The following is a 14,978-nucleotide window of genomic DNA, read 5'->3' as shown; positions in this document are numbered from 1 at the left end:
AGGCGGCCGTGGCGCGAATTCCAACCAACCGAAACCTGCAACGCGAACCGGACCGGCTTCAACGCTACGGCGCCTCTACCTCCGGCGATACGGAGGAGGTGGAAAGTGAGGGTGCATTCGAGCTTCGCGGCGCCGATGTCCAGCTCGCGGCGATAGCGCTTCCTCAGCGTTGTCGGATCGATCTCTAGCGCGCGGCAGATTTCGCGTTGCGGAATGCCCTCGGCGGCAAGCACTTGGACAAGACGGCGCTGCCTGTCCGTAGGGTGGTGCGGAGGGCGACCGGGGTGATTTTCGGGCGCTTCATGCATGGACGGGAAATATGCCCAAGTGAGTAGCAACTGCCATCAGCGAGGTGAGCGGCTGAACATCATCCCCGAAGTGACGGTTGCGCCCCGAGATTGAAATCATGCGTCAGTTCCTCTTTGATGGCAGGGCGATCGTTGCTCAGTAGCGGAGATTGCGATGGATGCGACCACCCTCAGCGAACGCCTTTTTGGCCTGTCCTTCCTGATGCTCTGGGTGTTGCCGGCGATCCTGATCTTTAGCGGCGTGCGTCACGGGTTGAATGCAGAACCAAAGGACGATGATCGGTCCCGCGCGCAGGCTCGGTCAGATGGACGCATAGTCCGGCATCTCCTCGAAGGCGACAGGCGGAATAGGGCCGTGACCCAGGCTGTCGAAGCCAAGGCCAGATCCTATTTCGCGCGCCGCATCGGCAAAATCCATCTGGCAGCGCTCGCCTTCTTCATCGTGACGACCTTGTTTCTGGCGCTCTGGAATCGCCATGAGGCAAAGATGCAGCGGGCGTCGCAAATCCAAGTCACATCGCCGTTGCAGCACGATAAATGACCGAGATGGTGGCAGTCGCTATGTCCCTCCCAAGTGTCGTCAGCATGAGCTTCAGATGAGATTGCACGCCCATCTAGCTCATCTAGGCTGATAGTCTTCATCAAACTTTGGCGGCCGCCACAGTCCGAACGCCTAGCTGTGAAATGTTCGCTCTCGTCTGGCGAGGAGCGCCCAGGGCCGCGACGCGATCACCGCTGAACGATCACGCGGGTTCCCGGCTGGACCATATCGTAAAGCTCCTCGACATCCTCGCGATACATCCGGAAGCATCCGCTTGATGCGTTGGTGCCGATGGAGGAGGGGTCGTTGGTACCGTGGATGCGGAGCAGTCCGTCGGCAAGGTAGATCGCCCGGGTTCCAAGCGGATTTGCGGGTCCGGGTTCTACGACTGCCGGGAGTCTTGGGTTCTTCTGGCGCATGCTGGCGGTTGGCCGCCATTCGGGATGCAGTCGTTTCGACACGACCCGCGTTGTCCCGTACCATTGTTTGCCTTCGCGGCCGACGGCGATGGGGTAGGCAAACTGCTCACCCGCTGACGTCGTGTAGATAAGGGTGTGCTCACGCGTGGCAATGACGATGGTTCCTCTTCCAACGCGCGTCGATGGCTGCCGACGTTCTGGAAAGGGTTCCTGATAACCAGGATCCGGCTCGTAATAGGGAGGGGGATAGGGGCTGTAAGGGTCATCATAACCGTAGCCGTCGTATTCATCGTATCCATCATACGGCGCGTAAACTTGGGCTTGGGCCTGCACCGCTATCAGAAACAGGGCTGCAGCAAGGAGAACCAGCAATCTCATTCTTCGTATCCGCTTGGTGTCCGATCATGATTGGGTTGAATTCTATGGCGGCACTATGGCGGCGCGGGTCTCGATTTGCCGGTCGCTCGTTCTCCGCCGAGTTCACGCATCTCGCCCACGAACACCCTCAAAAGGAGGCTGCGACGGGTGATATCTTTGCTGAGAGCATTCGTGAGGCTCAAGGACTGGCTGCGCATCGCTCACCGCTGCGTTAGATGCGCCCACACCTTCTCTTCGGCCATCTGCATCGCAGTCGCCGTCATCCTATGGCTCTGATCAATGCGTCCTGAGCCTAAACCTTGCCCAGATGCTTCGGCCAGAATTCCTGGTGGACTTCGGCGGCTTCCCCTTCGAGGTTCGTCGGGCCGACCACCGTGACGGCACGCGCGCCGGTCTGCAACACCGCCCGGCTGGGCACGTTCAACCCGATCCCGGCAATCTCGCCAAGCCGCGTTTCGGAGCACGCAAACACCATGCGTCCGATGCCCGACCAGTAAATCGCCCCGGAGCACATCGCGCAGGGCTCAGTGCTGGTGTAGACCGTGCAGTCGGCGAGAAAAGCGGGGTCGTAGTGCTGCGCCGCCAGTTTGACCAGGTTCATCTCGGCGTGGTTTGTCATATCGTGGCCGGTGAAGACGCTGTTTTCGGCGCGCAAGATGATTTCGCCATCCTTGACCAGGACCGAGCCAAACGGTTCGTCGCCGTTTGCCATCGCGGATTTCGAGAGCGCAATTGCCTCGCGCAGAAACGGCTCGTGATTTTCCATGACACCCCCCACAGCTAGAGCGGAATGATCTTCCCTCGGATTGGAAGAATTTCCAAGGGCTGCAAATCAAATCGAGATTGGTGATCTGCATTGCCTTCCGCGCAGACGCTGACGGGCGGTCCCCCGGCTTTCATTCTCGGAACCAAAAGCGCCCGCATCGACTTTCACCCCTGAGTTATCTTGGAGGTCCCCTGATGGACAGAACACCGAAAACGGCCATCCGCGGAATGATGTCCTATGTGCTCGCGCTTCTTGTCCTCGGCATCCTGGCGGGCGCCGTTTATACGCTCTACGGCCATCCCGCCGATCCGTCCGAGCAACCAGCGACTGAGACCATTCCGCAGAAGGCGACAGCTCCGCAGTGAGAGGCCCCACAACAGCTTTTTGATTGATCGCCCTCCGGAACGAATGGTGAAAGAGGGGCGCTCTGCCGGATCCGGCGCCCCACCCGGTCCGGTCGTGTTGCAACGCCTGCGCTCCACCGCGAAACGCCGCGCAAGCGGCAACCAACAGGGCTTCGGAAGGCAAGGCAGAAATTCTGCCGCAAGTCCTTCCCACCATTAGAGAGCTTATATTTATAGGGGGAACAACCTGCGACAGGGGGAAATCGGCACCCGAACAGGCATCCCGAAATCGGGGAGGGTCAACGCGGCGGGTCGGCCCGCTATGGCGGATTTTGCGCTCGGACAATGTGAACAGAGGAGTTCGCGGATGAAAGAACATGCGGTCGTGATATCGGGAGGAGGGCCGACGGGGCTGATGCTGGCGGGTGAACTGGCCCTCGCGGGCGTCGACGTCGCCGTCGTCGAACGGCGCGAGAATCAGGAGATCGTCGGTTCGCGGGCCGGCGGTCTGAGTTCGCGCACGCTCGAGGTCCTCGACCAGCGTGGCATCGTCGACCGGTTCCTCAAGGAAGGGCAGATCGCCCAGGTCACAGGATTTGCGGTTAGCCGGCTCGATATCAGTGATTTCCCGACGCGGCACAATTACGGGCTGGCGCTGCGGCAGAAGCATATCGAGCGCATTCTGGCCGACTGGGTCGGCGAGTTGCCGGTGACGATCTATCGCGGCCGCGAACTGGCCACTTTCCGGGAGGATGAGGCCGGCGTCACCCTCGACCTCTCCGATGGGTCGTCGCTGCGAGCGGGCTATCTCGTCGGCTGCGATGGCGGCCGCAGCCTGGTTCGCAAGCTGGCCGGCATTGCCTTTCCGGGATGGGATGCGACGACCAGCAATATTCTCGCCGAGGCTGAGATGGAGGAGGAGCCGCCGCTCGGTGTCCACCGCACGGCGCTCGGCATGCATGCCTTCGGCCGCGAGGAATATCAAATCCGCGATGGCAAGGTGGTGTTTGCCGGCGAAGGTCCGATCAACATCATGGTGACGGAACAGACGGCCGGCGGCGCAGGCGAGCCGACGCTTGACGATCTCAGGCAAGCGCTCATCGCCGCCTGCGGAACCGATTATGGCATCCACGGCCTGAGGTGGATTTCCAGGTTCACCGACATGTCGCGCCAGGCGGAGGTCTACCGCAGGGGCAGGGTGCTGCTGGCAGGTGATGCCGCCCATGTGCATTCGCCGGTCGGCGGGCAGGGGCTCAATACCGGTGTGCAGGATGCCGTGAACCTCGGCTGGAAGCTCGCCCCGGTGGTGAAGGGCGTATCGCCTGAGGCCTTGCTCGACACCTATCACGCCGAGCGTCATCCGGTTGCCGCCCGCGTGCTGCGCACGACGATGGCGCAGGTCGCATTGCAGCGGACCGATGATCGCACCGAGGCTCTCAGAGAGGTCGTGCTGGAACTGCTTGGCCTGGAGGAGGCGCGCAAGAAGATCGCCGCCGAAATGTCCGGGCTCGGCATCCGCTACGACCTCGGCGAGGGGCATCCGCTGCTCGGCCGCCGCATGCCCGACCTCGACCTGGTCACGCCGGACGGCCCATTGCGTCTCTTTACCCTGTTGAAAAACGCGAGGCCGGTGTTGTTGAACCTCGGACCGCGCGGCAGCCTCGACAGCGGGCCATGGTCAGGCCGCGTGCCTTTGGTCGATGCGCGCTATGACGGGCCATGGGAGTTGCCGGCGGTGGGGGCGGTCGCAGCCCCGACCGCGGTGCTGATCCGGCCGGACGGTTATGTGGCCTGGGTGGGCGAGGGGTCTCAGGATGGCCTCGACGCCGCGATGAACACCTGGTTCGGGCCGCCCCGCTGACAGACTAAAAAGCCGCTGAGCTAGGCAGCCAGCGAAATCGGCGCGACGTCCGGCATTGGCTCCGGCATCGGTTTGCCGCGGCGCTCCCAGGTGCGGCGGCTGATGCCGAAGGCCTCCCAGGGGCGAGCTGCGCTGAGCGAATTGTCGAGATAATCGGCCCTCGACACGGCGCCGGCGGCCCGCCGCCGCTCTTCCTTTCGGTTTCGGTCGCGCTGGCGCCGCTTTTCCTTTTGCAGCCTCGCTCTTTTCGCCTTCGGCACGTCGAAGGCGCCGATGGTGCGAATGTCGAGCGCGCTGCGTTCGGCAAAGCTCTGATGCAGGGCGTGACCGAGCGCGTCGGCGGTCAGGGGAGAAAAGCGCAGTTTCGTGCGCTCATAGATGATCACCTCGATCGCGGCTTTCTCAGCCCAGGGCAGCCATCGCGCCGCCCAGCCGAGAACCACCTCGACAAAGTCTTCCCCGAACTCGACAAAGGCGAGACCGGCGATCACCTCGACATAAATGAAGGCGTCATCCGCCTCGGGTACGATGTCGCCATGACGATGGCGGATCAATTTTTCGATCTCGCGCATCCTTCCGCGGAAATGGTTCCAGCGGCCGCCTCGCATGCGGCGCTGCACGGCCTTGTAACCGAGCAGGCAGTCGCCGATTTTGATCGCGGTAACGTCCCGCGCAAGACCCTCCGCACGCCCGGCCTCGTCAGCCGGATCTGCCGAGCGAGCCCCTTCATCCGCGCCGACGAGACGATCCATCGTTTCTCCTTTGCGACCAGGCCCGAGAGGCCGAAACGCGTGATCGTAGCGGAAGTGGGGGCGGTGAAGCTCGCTTTTTCTGCGTTATTCTCTCAGTTATTTTAAGCGAAGCTCCCGCTATCCCGGCAGCCCCGCGATATCAAGCGCAGCGCCGAGAGACGCCGCCAAGGCCGGGTCGCAGTCGACGCCGGAAAATTGCATGCCGTAGCGAAAAGCAGGCTGCAGTTCCAGAACGCGAGCCGCCGCACTTCTGGCGTCGCTGAGACGTCCGAGTTTTGCAAGCGAGGCCGTCAGGAGCATGTGCGAAATGCTGTGGCGCGGATTGTGTTGAACCGCCCTGTAGGCAGCTGTGACGGCCTCTTCATATTGTCCCAGTTGGAAGTGACCGAGCACCAGCGCATGGAAAGCCGACCACGCCCAGGGATCGAAAGGGCTGAGACGCAGAGCCCGCTCGCCCCATTCGATGGCGCGATCAGCCTTTCCAGCCCAGCCGAACATCACGCCGCCGACGATATAGGTGATCGCCGAAGATGGGCTGACGGCGAGCGCCGCCTCGGCCGCGGCGAAGGCGGCGTCACGATCATGTTCGTCCATGCCGATGGAAAAACCTGCAAATGTCAGGGCAAGCGCATCGTCCTGGCCGTAGAGAATGGCCGCCCGCGCATGCCGGACCGATGCCAGACGATGGTCTTCAAGCAAGCCGGCGCGCAGGAAGAGGCAGTGATGGCACATGGCCGCGAAGGCATGGGCCAGCGCATAGCGGGGTTCGAGTGCAAGCGCCCGCTCCAACAGCGCCAATGCCCCTGCTGCCTCGGTCGGCATGCCGCAATAGACGTCGGGCTGGGCCTGCAAAACGAGGTCGTAGGCGTCGAGGTTTTCGGGCCGCTTGCGCTTGACGCGCTCCAGTTCCGCCCGGCGCAGGCGCGGCTCGATGGCGCTGACGACGTTGAGGGCGATTTCGTCCTGCAGATCGAAAATGTCGGCGAGCGGGCGGTCGAAGCGTTCCGTCCACAGCAGGTTTCCCGTTTCGGCCTCGATCATCTGCGCCGATAGCCGCACACGACCGCCGGACCTGCGCACGCTGCCTTGCAGAAGATAACGCGCGCCGAGCTCCTGGCCGATCTGTTTCACGCCGAGAGCTTGGGGGTCGTAGGTGAAGCTCGATTTCGGCGCGACCACGAACAGCCAGTTCACCCGGGAGAGCCCCGCCGCTATGTCCTCAATGACACCGTCCGCGAAATATTCGTCTTCCTCGTCGCCATTCGAATTCGAGAAGCGAAGCACGGCAACGGACGGTCTGGATGGAAGGGCAGACACGGGCAGTGTCGGCTGGGCCGCGATGGCGGGCAAACTTTCGCTGGTGACCGCCGGCCCGATATAGCGGTAGCCCCGCCGCGGCAGGGTTTCGATCCAGTCCGGCCCTCCGCCCGTAGAAAGAGCCCGGCGTATGGCCGCCATCTGAACGGTAAGATTGCTGTCCTCGATGGCGAGACCGGGCCATGCGGCTTCGATCAGCGCCTCCTTGCCGACGGGCGTTCCCGCCCGTTCCAGAAGCACCCGCAAGAGCGCCACGGCGCGTCGCCCCAACCCCAGCGGCTCTGCTCGGCAAAACAGGATTTCGGCATCCGCGTCGAGGCAAAACGAGCCGAACTTGTGCATCGCAGCCATGTGTCGAGGAAATATCATTCGCAGAAATTTTGCAACAATTTCGCAAGACCTTTGCGACTTCGAGGCGGGAAGGCGGCATCGTTGAAGCGGCTGAAAAGGCCGCATGTTTTCGGAAAGTGGAGGAGAGTGAAATGAGTGCGAAAGCCGTTGTTCGAATGCCGGGTGAGGGCAAGGAACTGAGCCTAGCCGGCAAGCCGTTGAGGTTCCTTGTGGCGGGGGAAGACACCAGGCATACTTCTATGTTCGACTGGACGTTGCCGCCGGGTTTCTTCACCGGGCTTCATGTTCACCGCGTCCAGGAGGAAACCTTCTTTGTTCTTGAAGGCGAATGCGAATGGGAGGTCGGCGGCCGGAGGATCACGGCGAAACCCGGCACCTATGTCTTCATCCCGCCAGGCGTTCCCCACAATATCGGCAATGCCAGCGGCAAGGCGGCAAGGATGATCATGACGGTCTCGCCGCCCGGACACGAACACTATTTCGAGGAGCTCGCAAAACTTGTCGAACAAAGCAGCCCTCCGGATGCGGGCGCCATCGCTGAACTGAGGGAGCGGTACGACACGACGCAGATCTCGACGCTGCAGAAATAGGATGTGATCGGGGGTTCCCGGGCGCCCGCGGTTGGTCCTGCGCGGGATCCCGGGCCCCGTTGATTTCTATTGGGAACGTCCCGTGTTATCATGCCCGGCCTGACGTCATCAGCCGTATTGTCAGTACAGAGACTTGTCCGATGAGCGAAGTGGACGTGCTTTTTGCCAGCCTGCGACAGGCGGCTGACCCGCAGACGGTCGAGTGCATCGAAAATGTCGTCAAGCACGGCGCCGATCGGGATCTCAACCGCGTCAATGCGCTCGCTTTCGCCGCCAAGCACCATCTTGACGAAGAGAAGACCATCGCCGCCTTTCTGCATGCGGCCCGCATCGGCGCATTCGAGATGACCTGGAATGTGCTATGCCCGGGCTGCGGCGGCGTCCTCGACAGCGGCGCAACCCTCAAAGGGGTCAACCAGGACAGCTATCATTGCGCCCTTTGCGCCGCCGGATACGAGCCGACCCTTGACGAGATGGTCGAGGTCACCTTCACGGTCAGTCCGCGGGTGCGCCGGATTGCCGCGCACGAACCCGACCGGCTGCCGCCGCTCGAATATTACCGCCAGATTTTCTTCAGCTCCGGCGTCGACCTGCCGGAGGATCTGGAAGCCAGGTTCGACCGCATCCTGCTGGAACTGATCGAGCTGGCCCCGGGCGAGAAGGCCTTCGTGTCGCTTCAGCTGCCGGCGCAATTCGTGATCATCTTCGATGCGGTGACCCATTCGGCGCAGTTCGTCGATGTGCAGGGGGAGCCGACCGACGAGCGCCAGAACCTCTCGATGGTCATCAGTCGCGGGCATGCGCTGAACGAAACCGTGACGCTGCGTCCCGGCTCGCTGCGGCTCACGCTCGAAAATCACACCGATCGCCGGGTGGTCCCGAATGTCTGTATTGCCGGCGATGACCTGCACGACCTCCTGGGCCGCAGGCGGGAGTTTCTGACGGCCAAGCGCCTGCTGACGAACCAGAGTTTTCGTGACATCTACCGGACCGATACGCTCGATGTCGACCAGCGCCTGAAGATCACCAGCCTGACGTTCCTGTTCACCGATCTCAGGGGCTCGACCGCTCTCTATGAGCGCGTCGGCGATCTTGCCGCTTTCGATCTGGTGCGGGCGCACTTCAGGGTTCTTCACGAGATCGTCGCCACCGAGGCCGGAGCGGTTGTCAAGACGATCGGTGATGCCGTGATGGCGACCTTTCCGAGCCCGGACCGGGCGGTGGCGGCGGCGCTGAGGATGCGCGAGGCGATGCGGCGGCTGAATGCCGAACACGGCAGCGAAGACCTCCTGCTGAAGATCGGCATCCATGAGGGGCCATGCCTCGCCGTCAACCTCAACGACAGGCAGGACTATTTCGGTCAGACGGTTAATATCGCCTCCCGCGTCCAGGGCCTTGCCGACCCGAATGTGATCATGACGACCGAGGCGATCGTCGAAGATGCCAATGTCTCGGAGATCCTGCGCGACAGCGGCGTCACATCGGCCTCACGAATGGCGGAGCTTCAGGGCATCGGCAGGGAGGTCAGGATCTTCGCCCTGTCGTGAGCCTCATCCACCGACCAGGCTTCACTGCGGAGCATCGAGCCTTCTGCATCGGCATCTCACGACCTCGACGCCGCGTTTGGCACGTTCCCTCTCCCCGTTGGAACGGGGAGAGGGGCAGCCATCGGCGCCAAGCCGACAACTGAGGCACATGACGAAGGAGAAGGCAGTTTACGCCACCAGCCCCTTGGTCAGTTCCAGCGCCTGCCGCTCGAACAGCCGGCGATAGATGCCACCATTAAGCCGGATCAGCGCCTGGTGATCACCTTCCTCGACGATTCTGCCCTTGTCGAACACCAGCAGCCGGTCCAGCGCCCGCACCGTGGAGAGCCGATGCGCGATCACAAGCGTCGTGCGGCCGTCCATCAGGCGTTCCATGGCTTGCTGGATCTGCACTTCGCTTTCGCTGTCGAGGCTCGACGTCGCCTCGTCGAGGATCAGGATCGGGGCATCGGCCAGGAAGGCGCGGGCGATGGCGACACGCTGCCGCTCGCCGCCCGACAGCTTGACCCCGCGTTCGCCCACCATCGTCTCATAGCCCTTCGGCAGGTCCACGATGAAGCCGTGGGCATTGGCCTGTTTCGCCGCCTGCTCAATTTCGCGGCGCGAGGCGTTCGGCCTGGAATAGGCGATATTTTCCGCCAGCGTGCGGTGGAACAGGATCGGCTCCTGCTGCACGATCGCGATCTGGCCGCGCAGGCTCGATTGTGTGACCTCGGCGATATCCTGCCCGTCGATCCGGATGGCGCCCGAGTTCACGTCATAGAGGCGCTGGATGAGCTTGACGAAGGTGGTTTTGCCCGAGCCCGAATGCCCCACCAGCCCCACACGCTCGCCCGGCCGAATGGTGACCGAGAAGTCCTCGTAGAGCGGGTCGGGATGCGCGCCATACTGGAAGGTGACGTAATCGAATACGATCTCGCCCGCGCCGATCGCAATCGGCTTGGCGTGCGGCTTGTCCTCGATGCCGAGCGGCATCCTGTCGAGCAGCACCAGTTCCTCCATGTCGTTGACAGCGCGCTGGAGGTTCCGGATGTCCTGGCCGACATTGCGCAGATAGCCCTGCAGAACGAAGAACATCGCCAGCACGAAGGTGACGTCGCCGGGGCTCGCCAGCCCCTGCCGCCACATGATCAGGCCCGTCCCCAGAATGCCGGCCTGCATGGATACCATCATGAAGCCCTGGATGGTGCCGCTCAAGGTGCCGCGCTTCCATGTCCGCCGCGTGCGGCTGTCCCATTTCGCCAGCACATGGCGCAGGCGGGCTTCTTCGCGGGATTCGGCACCGAAGGCCTTGACCACCGAATTGCAGCTGATCGCATCCGCCAGCGCGCCGCCGAGCCTGGTGTCCCAGGCGTTGGCGAGCCTTGCCGCCGGCGATACGAAGCCCATGGAAAGCGCCACGGTGACGCCGATATAGACCAGCGATCCGAGAGCCACGATCAGACCCATGACCGGCCAGTAGCTGCCGAGCACGATACTGGCGCCCACCAGCATGACGATGGACGGCAGCAGCGCCACAAGCAGCAGATCATTGAGCGAGTCGAGCGCCCACATGCCGCGGGTGATCTTGCGCACCGTCGAACCGGCGAAGCTGTTGGCGTGCCAGTCGGTCGAGAACCGCTGCACCTTGTGGAAACCGTTATTGACCACATCCGCCATGATGCGCAACGTCAGCCGGATGATGCCATTGAAGATGAACCAGCGCAGTGCCACGCTGATAAAGCCGAGAACGACGACGACGGCAAAGGCGCTGAGTGCGCCGTCGGCCGCGTTGCCGCCGGCAATGGCGTCGACGATGCGGCCGGAAAATACCGGCACCATGACCTCGGCCAGCGTGCTGGCGGCAACCAACACGATGATAACGCCCACCAAAACAGCACGGTGGCTCCAATGATGAAGAACAAAGCCGAGCACGTGACGATAGGCATCGGCGCGGAAATCGAGCTTCTTGCGAGTCATTTTTACAAGCCCGGCCCGTATCGGAAACCGGTCCTCAAAATCGAGAGTTGAAAGGCACAGCCCGCGCGGAAGACGAAGTAATGCCGTCAGATCAATCGGGCTGAGGGAAGAGAAAACCGCATGTCGCGCGCGCTTGAGGCGGGGCGCGAATGGATATGACCTATCGTCGGGACATACCACACGGGAAGGCTTCGATGATTGCTGATGTCATTCAACGCCTCCCTTTTGTTCGATCTGAAGCGGTAGCGTTTTGTAGCGAAGCAATTCGCCGTTGCCAAGAGGGAATCTACAACCGTACGGAAAGTGATGCGAAAACGACACAATTTATGGGCTGCGAAAACTCGTGGCGCCGCCGAGGCCTTTGCGCAGGTCTGTTTGGGCTGTCGGATGATTGTTAGTCTTTGTTTCGTAGCCACGGCCTGCCAGTGGCTGGGACCAACGGTCAAGACAAAACCCACTCCATCAGCGCATTCTGGGCGTGAAGCAGGAATGCTTTTGCGGGACGGCTTTGGCAGGCAGGGTGCAACATCGCGTCGGCCGTTACTTCCTGTCCCCTTGCGACGGGCGGGCAGGGCAAGAAGATCGTGTCACGCCGTCCTTTGTCGAGGAGCGTTGCCGTCACCTGATATTCCGTCAGCTCGCTTTCCGCCGCGTCTTTCGGCCACGAGTCCGTGATGACGACGTCCGCATCGAGGGCATGACTGATATCTCGGCTGATTTCGAAATTCGGATTCAGGAGATGGGGATCGGCTACGTGCCAGCGCTCCGGATAGACTTGGACGACGCGGATGGGCATGGATTTCGCTGCCTCGACCCAGGAACGAAGAATGTTGGCATCTGGCGCGATCCCGACAACCTTCAGGCCTTGCAGCGATCCCCTGACGCTCTTGATGTAGGCGAGATCGCCGAGCGTCTCACACGGATGATTTAGTCTTGTCCGGGCATTGATGACAGGCGCATCCATGACCGCCGCGAGCTCTTGCAGGGTAGCAAGTTCCTTCGTCCTGACGACGAGAAGGTCAAACCAATTGTCGAGATAGTCCGCAAGGTCGGCGGTGGTCTCGCGGGCGTTGAAGCTGATTTGCGGTTGCACGCAGACGCCGCCCATGGCCTTCACACCGAGGTCAAAGGCGGCCGTATTGCGCCATCCCGTGTCATCGACGATAAGGCTCACCCGTTTGCCATGCAGGGATTGCGGCATGGTGCGGCCCGCCCAATGCTTCGCAAGCTGGCCGGCTCGGTCGATAATCGCAGCGACAGTGTCCAGCGGCAGTGAGTGGAGTTCAAGGAAATCTCTGTTCAGCGTAGGATCCACGGTGTTTCCAATGTTTCTCTTGGCTATGCAGCCGATCGACCGCTCTGCAACGGTTATCGCGGCTCCTGATGCGCCAAACCTCCCATTGCCATAAGCGGACTTTTCAGTAGCTGCACGAGCGAGCATTGCCGGGTCTGAAACCGCCCGCACAGGCCGGATTCCTCGAAGTATCCAGCTGATATTGATAATCCTCCCGATCCAGCCTCGCGGGCGAGGTACAGGAAGCCGCGAGCGTGGACGCGCCGATCATCGCGCTGGTCGCGAACAAGGTGAGGAATCGGGTCATCTGAGCTTCTCCTGAGGTTGGTCTCGGCAATCTATCATGCCGGCACAAACAGATGCGAGAACCGGAGAGGGCAATCACGCTCATCTGATAGGAAATGGCTTCGATGATGAAGGGACCGCTCTTCGCTCCATGGGAAATTCAGGGGTAATTTTCTCGGACTATTCTGCGATTATGGAAGTAAGTCCGCAGTGTTGGCAAGCGAATGATTCCCGATTTTGTCTTGAACAAATCGACGATTTTCAGTAGTATTATCGCATAAAAAAGTAATATAAATGGGAGGTTACTATGTCGGAAGCTCGGTTCGAGCCGGTTTTTCTTCATCGTCAGCATTTCGTCGCCGAGATCACGTGTCTCGACGAAATCTTCGAACTTCTGGATGAGTGGCCGCAGGACAAGCGAGGTCTGGCATATGACACGCTGCTGAAGGCGTGCAGGGATACCGCCAAGGGGCATTTTCCGCTCAGCGCTGCGCGCGAGAATTTTCGCCGTTTTCTGAAGATGTCGGGCATGCTCGACAGCGGTCCCAAATTCGAGGGGATGGGCGATCGAAACGTCGGCAATGCTTGAAGAGCCAAGTCTGTTCGTAACGATCTGAGCCGGCGTGCCGCTACGTCATAAGCGGCGCGTCCGGTCGCGAATCTCCGGTCAGCCAGGGCCGGCAGCCGCCCAATCGCAGCGGAAGACCAGCATGGGCTTCGAAAATCCCTTGATGCGCCGGCGCGTCGCGTGGGCAAAGAGGTCGCCAGCGCCATATTCCCGGAATACATTCTCGGACACGAGGATCTGGTCGCTGGCTGCGGCCGCGCAGAGGCGGGCTGCGAGCTGCACCGTGGAGCCGAAGAGATCGTTGCTGTCCTCGACCGGCTCACCGCAATCGAGCCCGATGCGAACATGGATCGGCTCGGCCTTGCTGCCGTTGTAATGCTGGAATTCCTGCTGGATCGCCATGGCGCAGTCGACGGCCGCGGTCGTCGCCGCGAAGGCCGCCATGATGCCGTCGCCGGTGTGCTTCACCTCGCGGCCGGAATTTTTGCCGAGGCACCGGCGCACGATCGCGTCATGAGCCCTGACCAACTCTGTCCCCATGCGGTCGCCGAGGCGCGCCGTCATCTCGGTCGAGCCGACAATATCGGTAAAGAGGATCGCCCGGTGGCCAGGATCCATCTGCGGCGCGGATTGGCCGGGCGCCGGATCGGGGTCATTAATGCGACCGAGAAAGGCCTCGACGGCCGACAGAGCCACCTCGACGACCTCATTGGCGACGAAACCGTGCGCCTCGCGATGTACGCAGTGGACGGTTTCGACATCGGGCGCATCCACCAGACAGAAGGCCGTCCCGCGCCGCTCGTCGAACCAATACGTCAGAAACTTGACGCCGTATTGATCCTGAATGTCGATATCCATGCGATGCGCCTGGGCAACCTCGGCGGCCGAGGTTCCTTTGAGGTAGTGCCGGTCCATGAAGATAGGCATCGCGTGTTCTCCCAGATCCGCCGCGTGCAGGTAGTGGCATTGTACGATCAGGAAGCATTCCCGTCCACCTTCGGGACAAGCAATGGCAGATCGTTGCAAGGCGTTGCTTCCGGAAAGGCAACGTGTTGCTGCACATTCAGTAGAATATGCATGGATGTCGGCGGTTTTAATGAGTAGGCGTGGTGGGTTCTGTCTGATATTTACCATAATCGGTCGTTTAATGCTGATAGCCAGATTTCCGGAACCCCCTCGAGAAGCTTCAGACATTTCCTGTTTCAAGCGTCGCCTGCCGGATCCCGCCGTGAGAGATATGTCTGTCACGGTCATGGTGCCAAGGATCGAAGGCCGCTGCCAACGGCATGCTAATTGCATATTATCGGTTAGCTCGCCGAAATTAGGAAAAGCTGTAGCAAAGTGAGACAGACGGCAAATTTTCGACCGGTCGGCTTGGCCTCAATGGGGCTTGGGCATTATGCCGTTATCAACTCTGTGTGGGATGCCGCGCGCACGCTGCTCCGTGACTGGCCGGTGGATGACGGCGAAGAATATTTCGAAGCGGTCAAAGCCTGCCTGGATGCGATTACCGGCGATCTCCCGCCGGATCATGTGCGCGCCGTCTTCATCAGGGCGGCGCAGGAGGCGGGCATCGCCGTCATAGAAGCCGCCGACTGACCAGCGGCAGCATCCTAGCTCCCGTTTCTCCTTCCGTTTTCATGACAAGCTCGTCGTCGCGCTTGACTTCTTCGAGCGAAGGTCTAAATTAGAACAGAA

At 61.4% G+C, this 14,978-nt stretch carries 15 protein-coding genes; 7 read left to right on the top strand and 8 right to left on the bottom strand.

What is annotated here, in order from left to right; translation table 11 throughout:
* The first annotated feature begins 462 nt into the window (after positions 1–462).
* Entirely contained in the window at positions 463–849 is a 387-nt protein-coding gene (locus HJC00_RS16520) for a hypothetical protein (protein WP_221164367.1), read from the top strand.
* A 188-nt stretch (positions 850–1,037) separates the two neighbouring features.
* Here HJC00_RS16520 and HJC00_RS16515 read toward each other — a convergent pair whose 3' ends face one another.
* Both HJC00_RS16515 and HJC00_RS16510 read right to left on the bottom strand, forming a co-directional pair.
* Positions 1,038–1,646 (bottom strand): L,D-transpeptidase, encoded by a 609-nt coding sequence (locus HJC00_RS16515; RefSeq protein WP_221155018.1) that lies wholly within the window; start codon positions 1,644–1,646, stop codon positions 1,038–1,040.
* A 292-nt stretch (positions 1,647–1,938) separates the two neighbouring features.
* Positions 1,939–2,412, bottom strand: a complete 474-nt coding sequence (locus HJC00_RS16510; RefSeq protein WP_221146573.1) for a nucleoside deaminase — start codon at positions 2,410–2,412, stop codon at positions 1,939–1,941.
* 194 nt (positions 2,413–2,606) lie between these two features.
* Here HJC00_RS16510 and HJC00_RS16505 point away from each other — a divergent pair, with 194 nt between their 5' ends.
* Positions 2,607–2,777 (top strand): hypothetical protein, encoded by a 171-nt coding sequence (locus HJC00_RS16505; protein WP_221122857.1) that lies wholly within the window; start codon positions 2,607–2,609, stop codon positions 2,775–2,777.
* 346 nt (positions 2,778–3,123) lie between these two features.
* The gene (locus tag HJC00_RS16500; protein WP_221164366.1) at positions 3,124–4,617 is read left to right on the top strand and encodes an FAD-dependent monooxygenase; all 1,494 of its coding nucleotides are present in this window, start codon (positions 3,124–3,126) and stop codon (positions 4,615–4,617) included.
* Positions 4,618–4,637: 20 nt separating this feature from the next.
* On the opposite strand, the gene HJC00_RS16495 is transcribed toward HJC00_RS16500, so the two are convergent.
* Positions 4,638–5,369: a hypothetical protein gene (locus HJC00_RS16495; RefSeq protein WP_210631439.1), complete on the bottom strand. Its 732-nt coding sequence runs from the start codon at positions 5,367–5,369 to the stop codon at positions 4,638–4,640.
* Between the two features lie 117 nt (positions 5,370–5,486).
* Positions 5,487–7,037, bottom strand: a complete 1,551-nt coding sequence (locus HJC00_RS16490; protein ID WP_221122860.1) for a winged helix-turn-helix domain-containing protein — start codon at positions 7,035–7,037, stop codon at positions 5,487–5,489.
* A gap of 131 nt (positions 7,038–7,168) precedes the next feature.
* Here HJC00_RS16490 and HJC00_RS16485 point away from each other — a divergent pair, with 131 nt between their 5' ends.
* Together HJC00_RS16485 and HJC00_RS16480 are read left to right on the top strand one after the other, a co-directional pair.
* The gene (locus tag HJC00_RS16485) at positions 7,169–7,627 is read left to right on the top strand and encodes a cupin domain-containing protein (RefSeq protein WP_221122861.1); all 459 of its coding nucleotides are present in this window, start codon (positions 7,169–7,171) and stop codon (positions 7,625–7,627) included.
* Positions 7,628–7,767: 140 nt separating this feature from the next.
* Positions 7,768–9,174, top strand: a complete 1,407-nt coding sequence (locus tag HJC00_RS16480) for an adenylate/guanylate cyclase domain-containing protein (protein WP_221122862.1) — start codon at positions 7,768–7,770, stop codon at positions 9,172–9,174.
* A gap of 168 nt (positions 9,175–9,342) precedes the next feature.
* On the opposite strand, the gene HJC00_RS16475 is transcribed toward HJC00_RS16480, so the two are convergent.
* The 3 genes from HJC00_RS16475 to HJC00_RS16465 all read right to left on the bottom strand — a co-directional run bounded on the left by HJC00_RS16475 (position 9,343) and on the right by HJC00_RS16465 (position 12,734).
* Positions 9,343–11,133 carry an ABC transporter ATP-binding protein gene (locus HJC00_RS16475; protein ID WP_221122863.1) on the bottom strand — a complete coding sequence of 597 codons (1,791 nt, stop codon included), beginning with the start codon at positions 11,131–11,133 and terminating at the stop codon, positions 9,343–9,345.
* Positions 11,134–11,575: 442 nt separating this feature from the next.
* Entirely contained in the window at positions 11,576–12,448 is an 873-nt protein-coding gene (locus tag HJC00_RS16470) for an ornithine carbamoyltransferase (protein ID WP_311044183.1), read from the bottom strand.
* 103 nt (positions 12,449–12,551) lie between these two features.
* Positions 12,552–12,734 carry a hypothetical protein gene (locus HJC00_RS16465; protein ID WP_221160218.1) on the bottom strand — a complete coding sequence of 61 codons (183 nt, stop codon included), beginning with the start codon at positions 12,732–12,734 and terminating at the stop codon, positions 12,552–12,554.
* A 285-nt stretch (positions 12,735–13,019) separates the two neighbouring features.
* On the opposite strand from HJC00_RS16465, the gene HJC00_RS16460 reads away from it, so the two are divergent.
* Positions 13,020–13,301 carry a DUF982 domain-containing protein gene (locus tag HJC00_RS16460; protein ID WP_210631434.1) on the top strand — a complete coding sequence of 94 codons (282 nt, stop codon included), beginning with the start codon at positions 13,020–13,022 and terminating at the stop codon, positions 13,299–13,301.
* A 78-nt stretch (positions 13,302–13,379) separates the two neighbouring features.
* Here the strand turns inward: HJC00_RS16460 and HJC00_RS16455 are convergent, their stop codons facing one another.
* Positions 13,380–14,207, bottom strand: a complete 828-nt coding sequence (locus HJC00_RS16455) for a nickel-binding protein (RefSeq protein WP_210631433.1) — start codon at positions 14,205–14,207, stop codon at positions 13,380–13,382.
* Positions 14,208–14,621: 414 nt separating this feature from the next.
* On the opposite strand from HJC00_RS16455, the gene HJC00_RS16450 reads away from it, so the two are divergent.
* A complete protein-coding gene (locus HJC00_RS16450) occupies positions 14,622–14,879 on the top strand; it encodes a DUF982 domain-containing protein (RefSeq protein WP_011425300.1) in 258 nt (85 codons plus the stop codon).
* Positions 14,880–14,978 lie beyond the last annotated feature (99 nt).

This window comes from Rhizobium sp. NLR22b, assembly GCF_019685295.1.
GTDB lineage: Bacteria > Pseudomonadota > Alphaproteobacteria > Rhizobiales > Rhizobiaceae > Rhizobium.
The sequence above is the reverse complement of the archived record's forward strand: the minus strand, read 5'-3'. Positions and strand labels throughout refer to the sequence as shown.

Excerpts from the sequence above, each read along its gene's own strand:
- HJC00_RS16455 (WP_210631433.1), bottom strand. The coding sequence starts at position 14,207 with ATGCCTATCTTCATGGACCGGCACTACCTCAAAGGAACCTCGGCCGCC.
- HJC00_RS16520 (WP_221164367.1), top strand. The coding sequence starts at position 463 with ATGGATGCGACCACCCTCAGCGAACGCCTTTTTGGCCTGTCCTTCCTG.
- HJC00_RS16465 (WP_221160218.1), bottom strand. The coding sequence starts at position 12,734 with ATGACCCGATTCCTCACCTTGTTCGCGACCAGCGCGATGATCGGCGCG.
- HJC00_RS16500 (WP_221164366.1), top strand. The coding sequence starts at position 3,124 with ATGAAAGAACATGCGGTCGTGATATCGGGAGGAGGGCCGACGGGGCTG.
- HJC00_RS16495 (WP_210631439.1), bottom strand. The coding sequence starts at position 5,369 with ATGGATCGTCTCGTCGGCGCGGATGAAGGGGCTCGCTCGGCAGATCCG.
- HJC00_RS16460 (WP_210631434.1), top strand. The coding sequence starts at position 13,020 with ATGTCGGAAGCTCGGTTCGAGCCGGTTTTTCTTCATCGTCAGCATTTC.
- HJC00_RS16485 (WP_221122861.1), top strand. The coding sequence starts at position 7,169 with ATGAGTGCGAAAGCCGTTGTTCGAATGCCGGGTGAGGGCAAGGAACTG.
- HJC00_RS16475 (WP_221122863.1), bottom strand. The coding sequence starts at position 11,133 with ATGACTCGCAAGAAGCTCGATTTCCGCGCCGATGCCTATCGTCACGTG.
- HJC00_RS16505 (WP_221122857.1), top strand. The coding sequence starts at position 2,607 with ATGGACAGAACACCGAAAACGGCCATCCGCGGAATGATGTCCTATGTG.
- HJC00_RS16480 (WP_221122862.1), top strand. The coding sequence starts at position 7,768 with ATGAGCGAAGTGGACGTGCTTTTTGCCAGCCTGCGACAGGCGGCTGAC.
- HJC00_RS16490 (WP_221122860.1), bottom strand. The coding sequence starts at position 7,037 with ATGGCTGCGATGCACAAGTTCGGCTCGTTTTGCCTCGACGCGGATGCC.
- HJC00_RS16510 (WP_221146573.1), bottom strand. The coding sequence starts at position 2,412 with ATGGAAAATCACGAGCCGTTTCTGCGCGAGGCAATTGCGCTCTCGAAA.
- HJC00_RS16515 (WP_221155018.1), bottom strand. The coding sequence starts at position 1,646 with ATGAGATTGCTGGTTCTCCTTGCTGCAGCCCTGTTTCTGATAGCGGTG.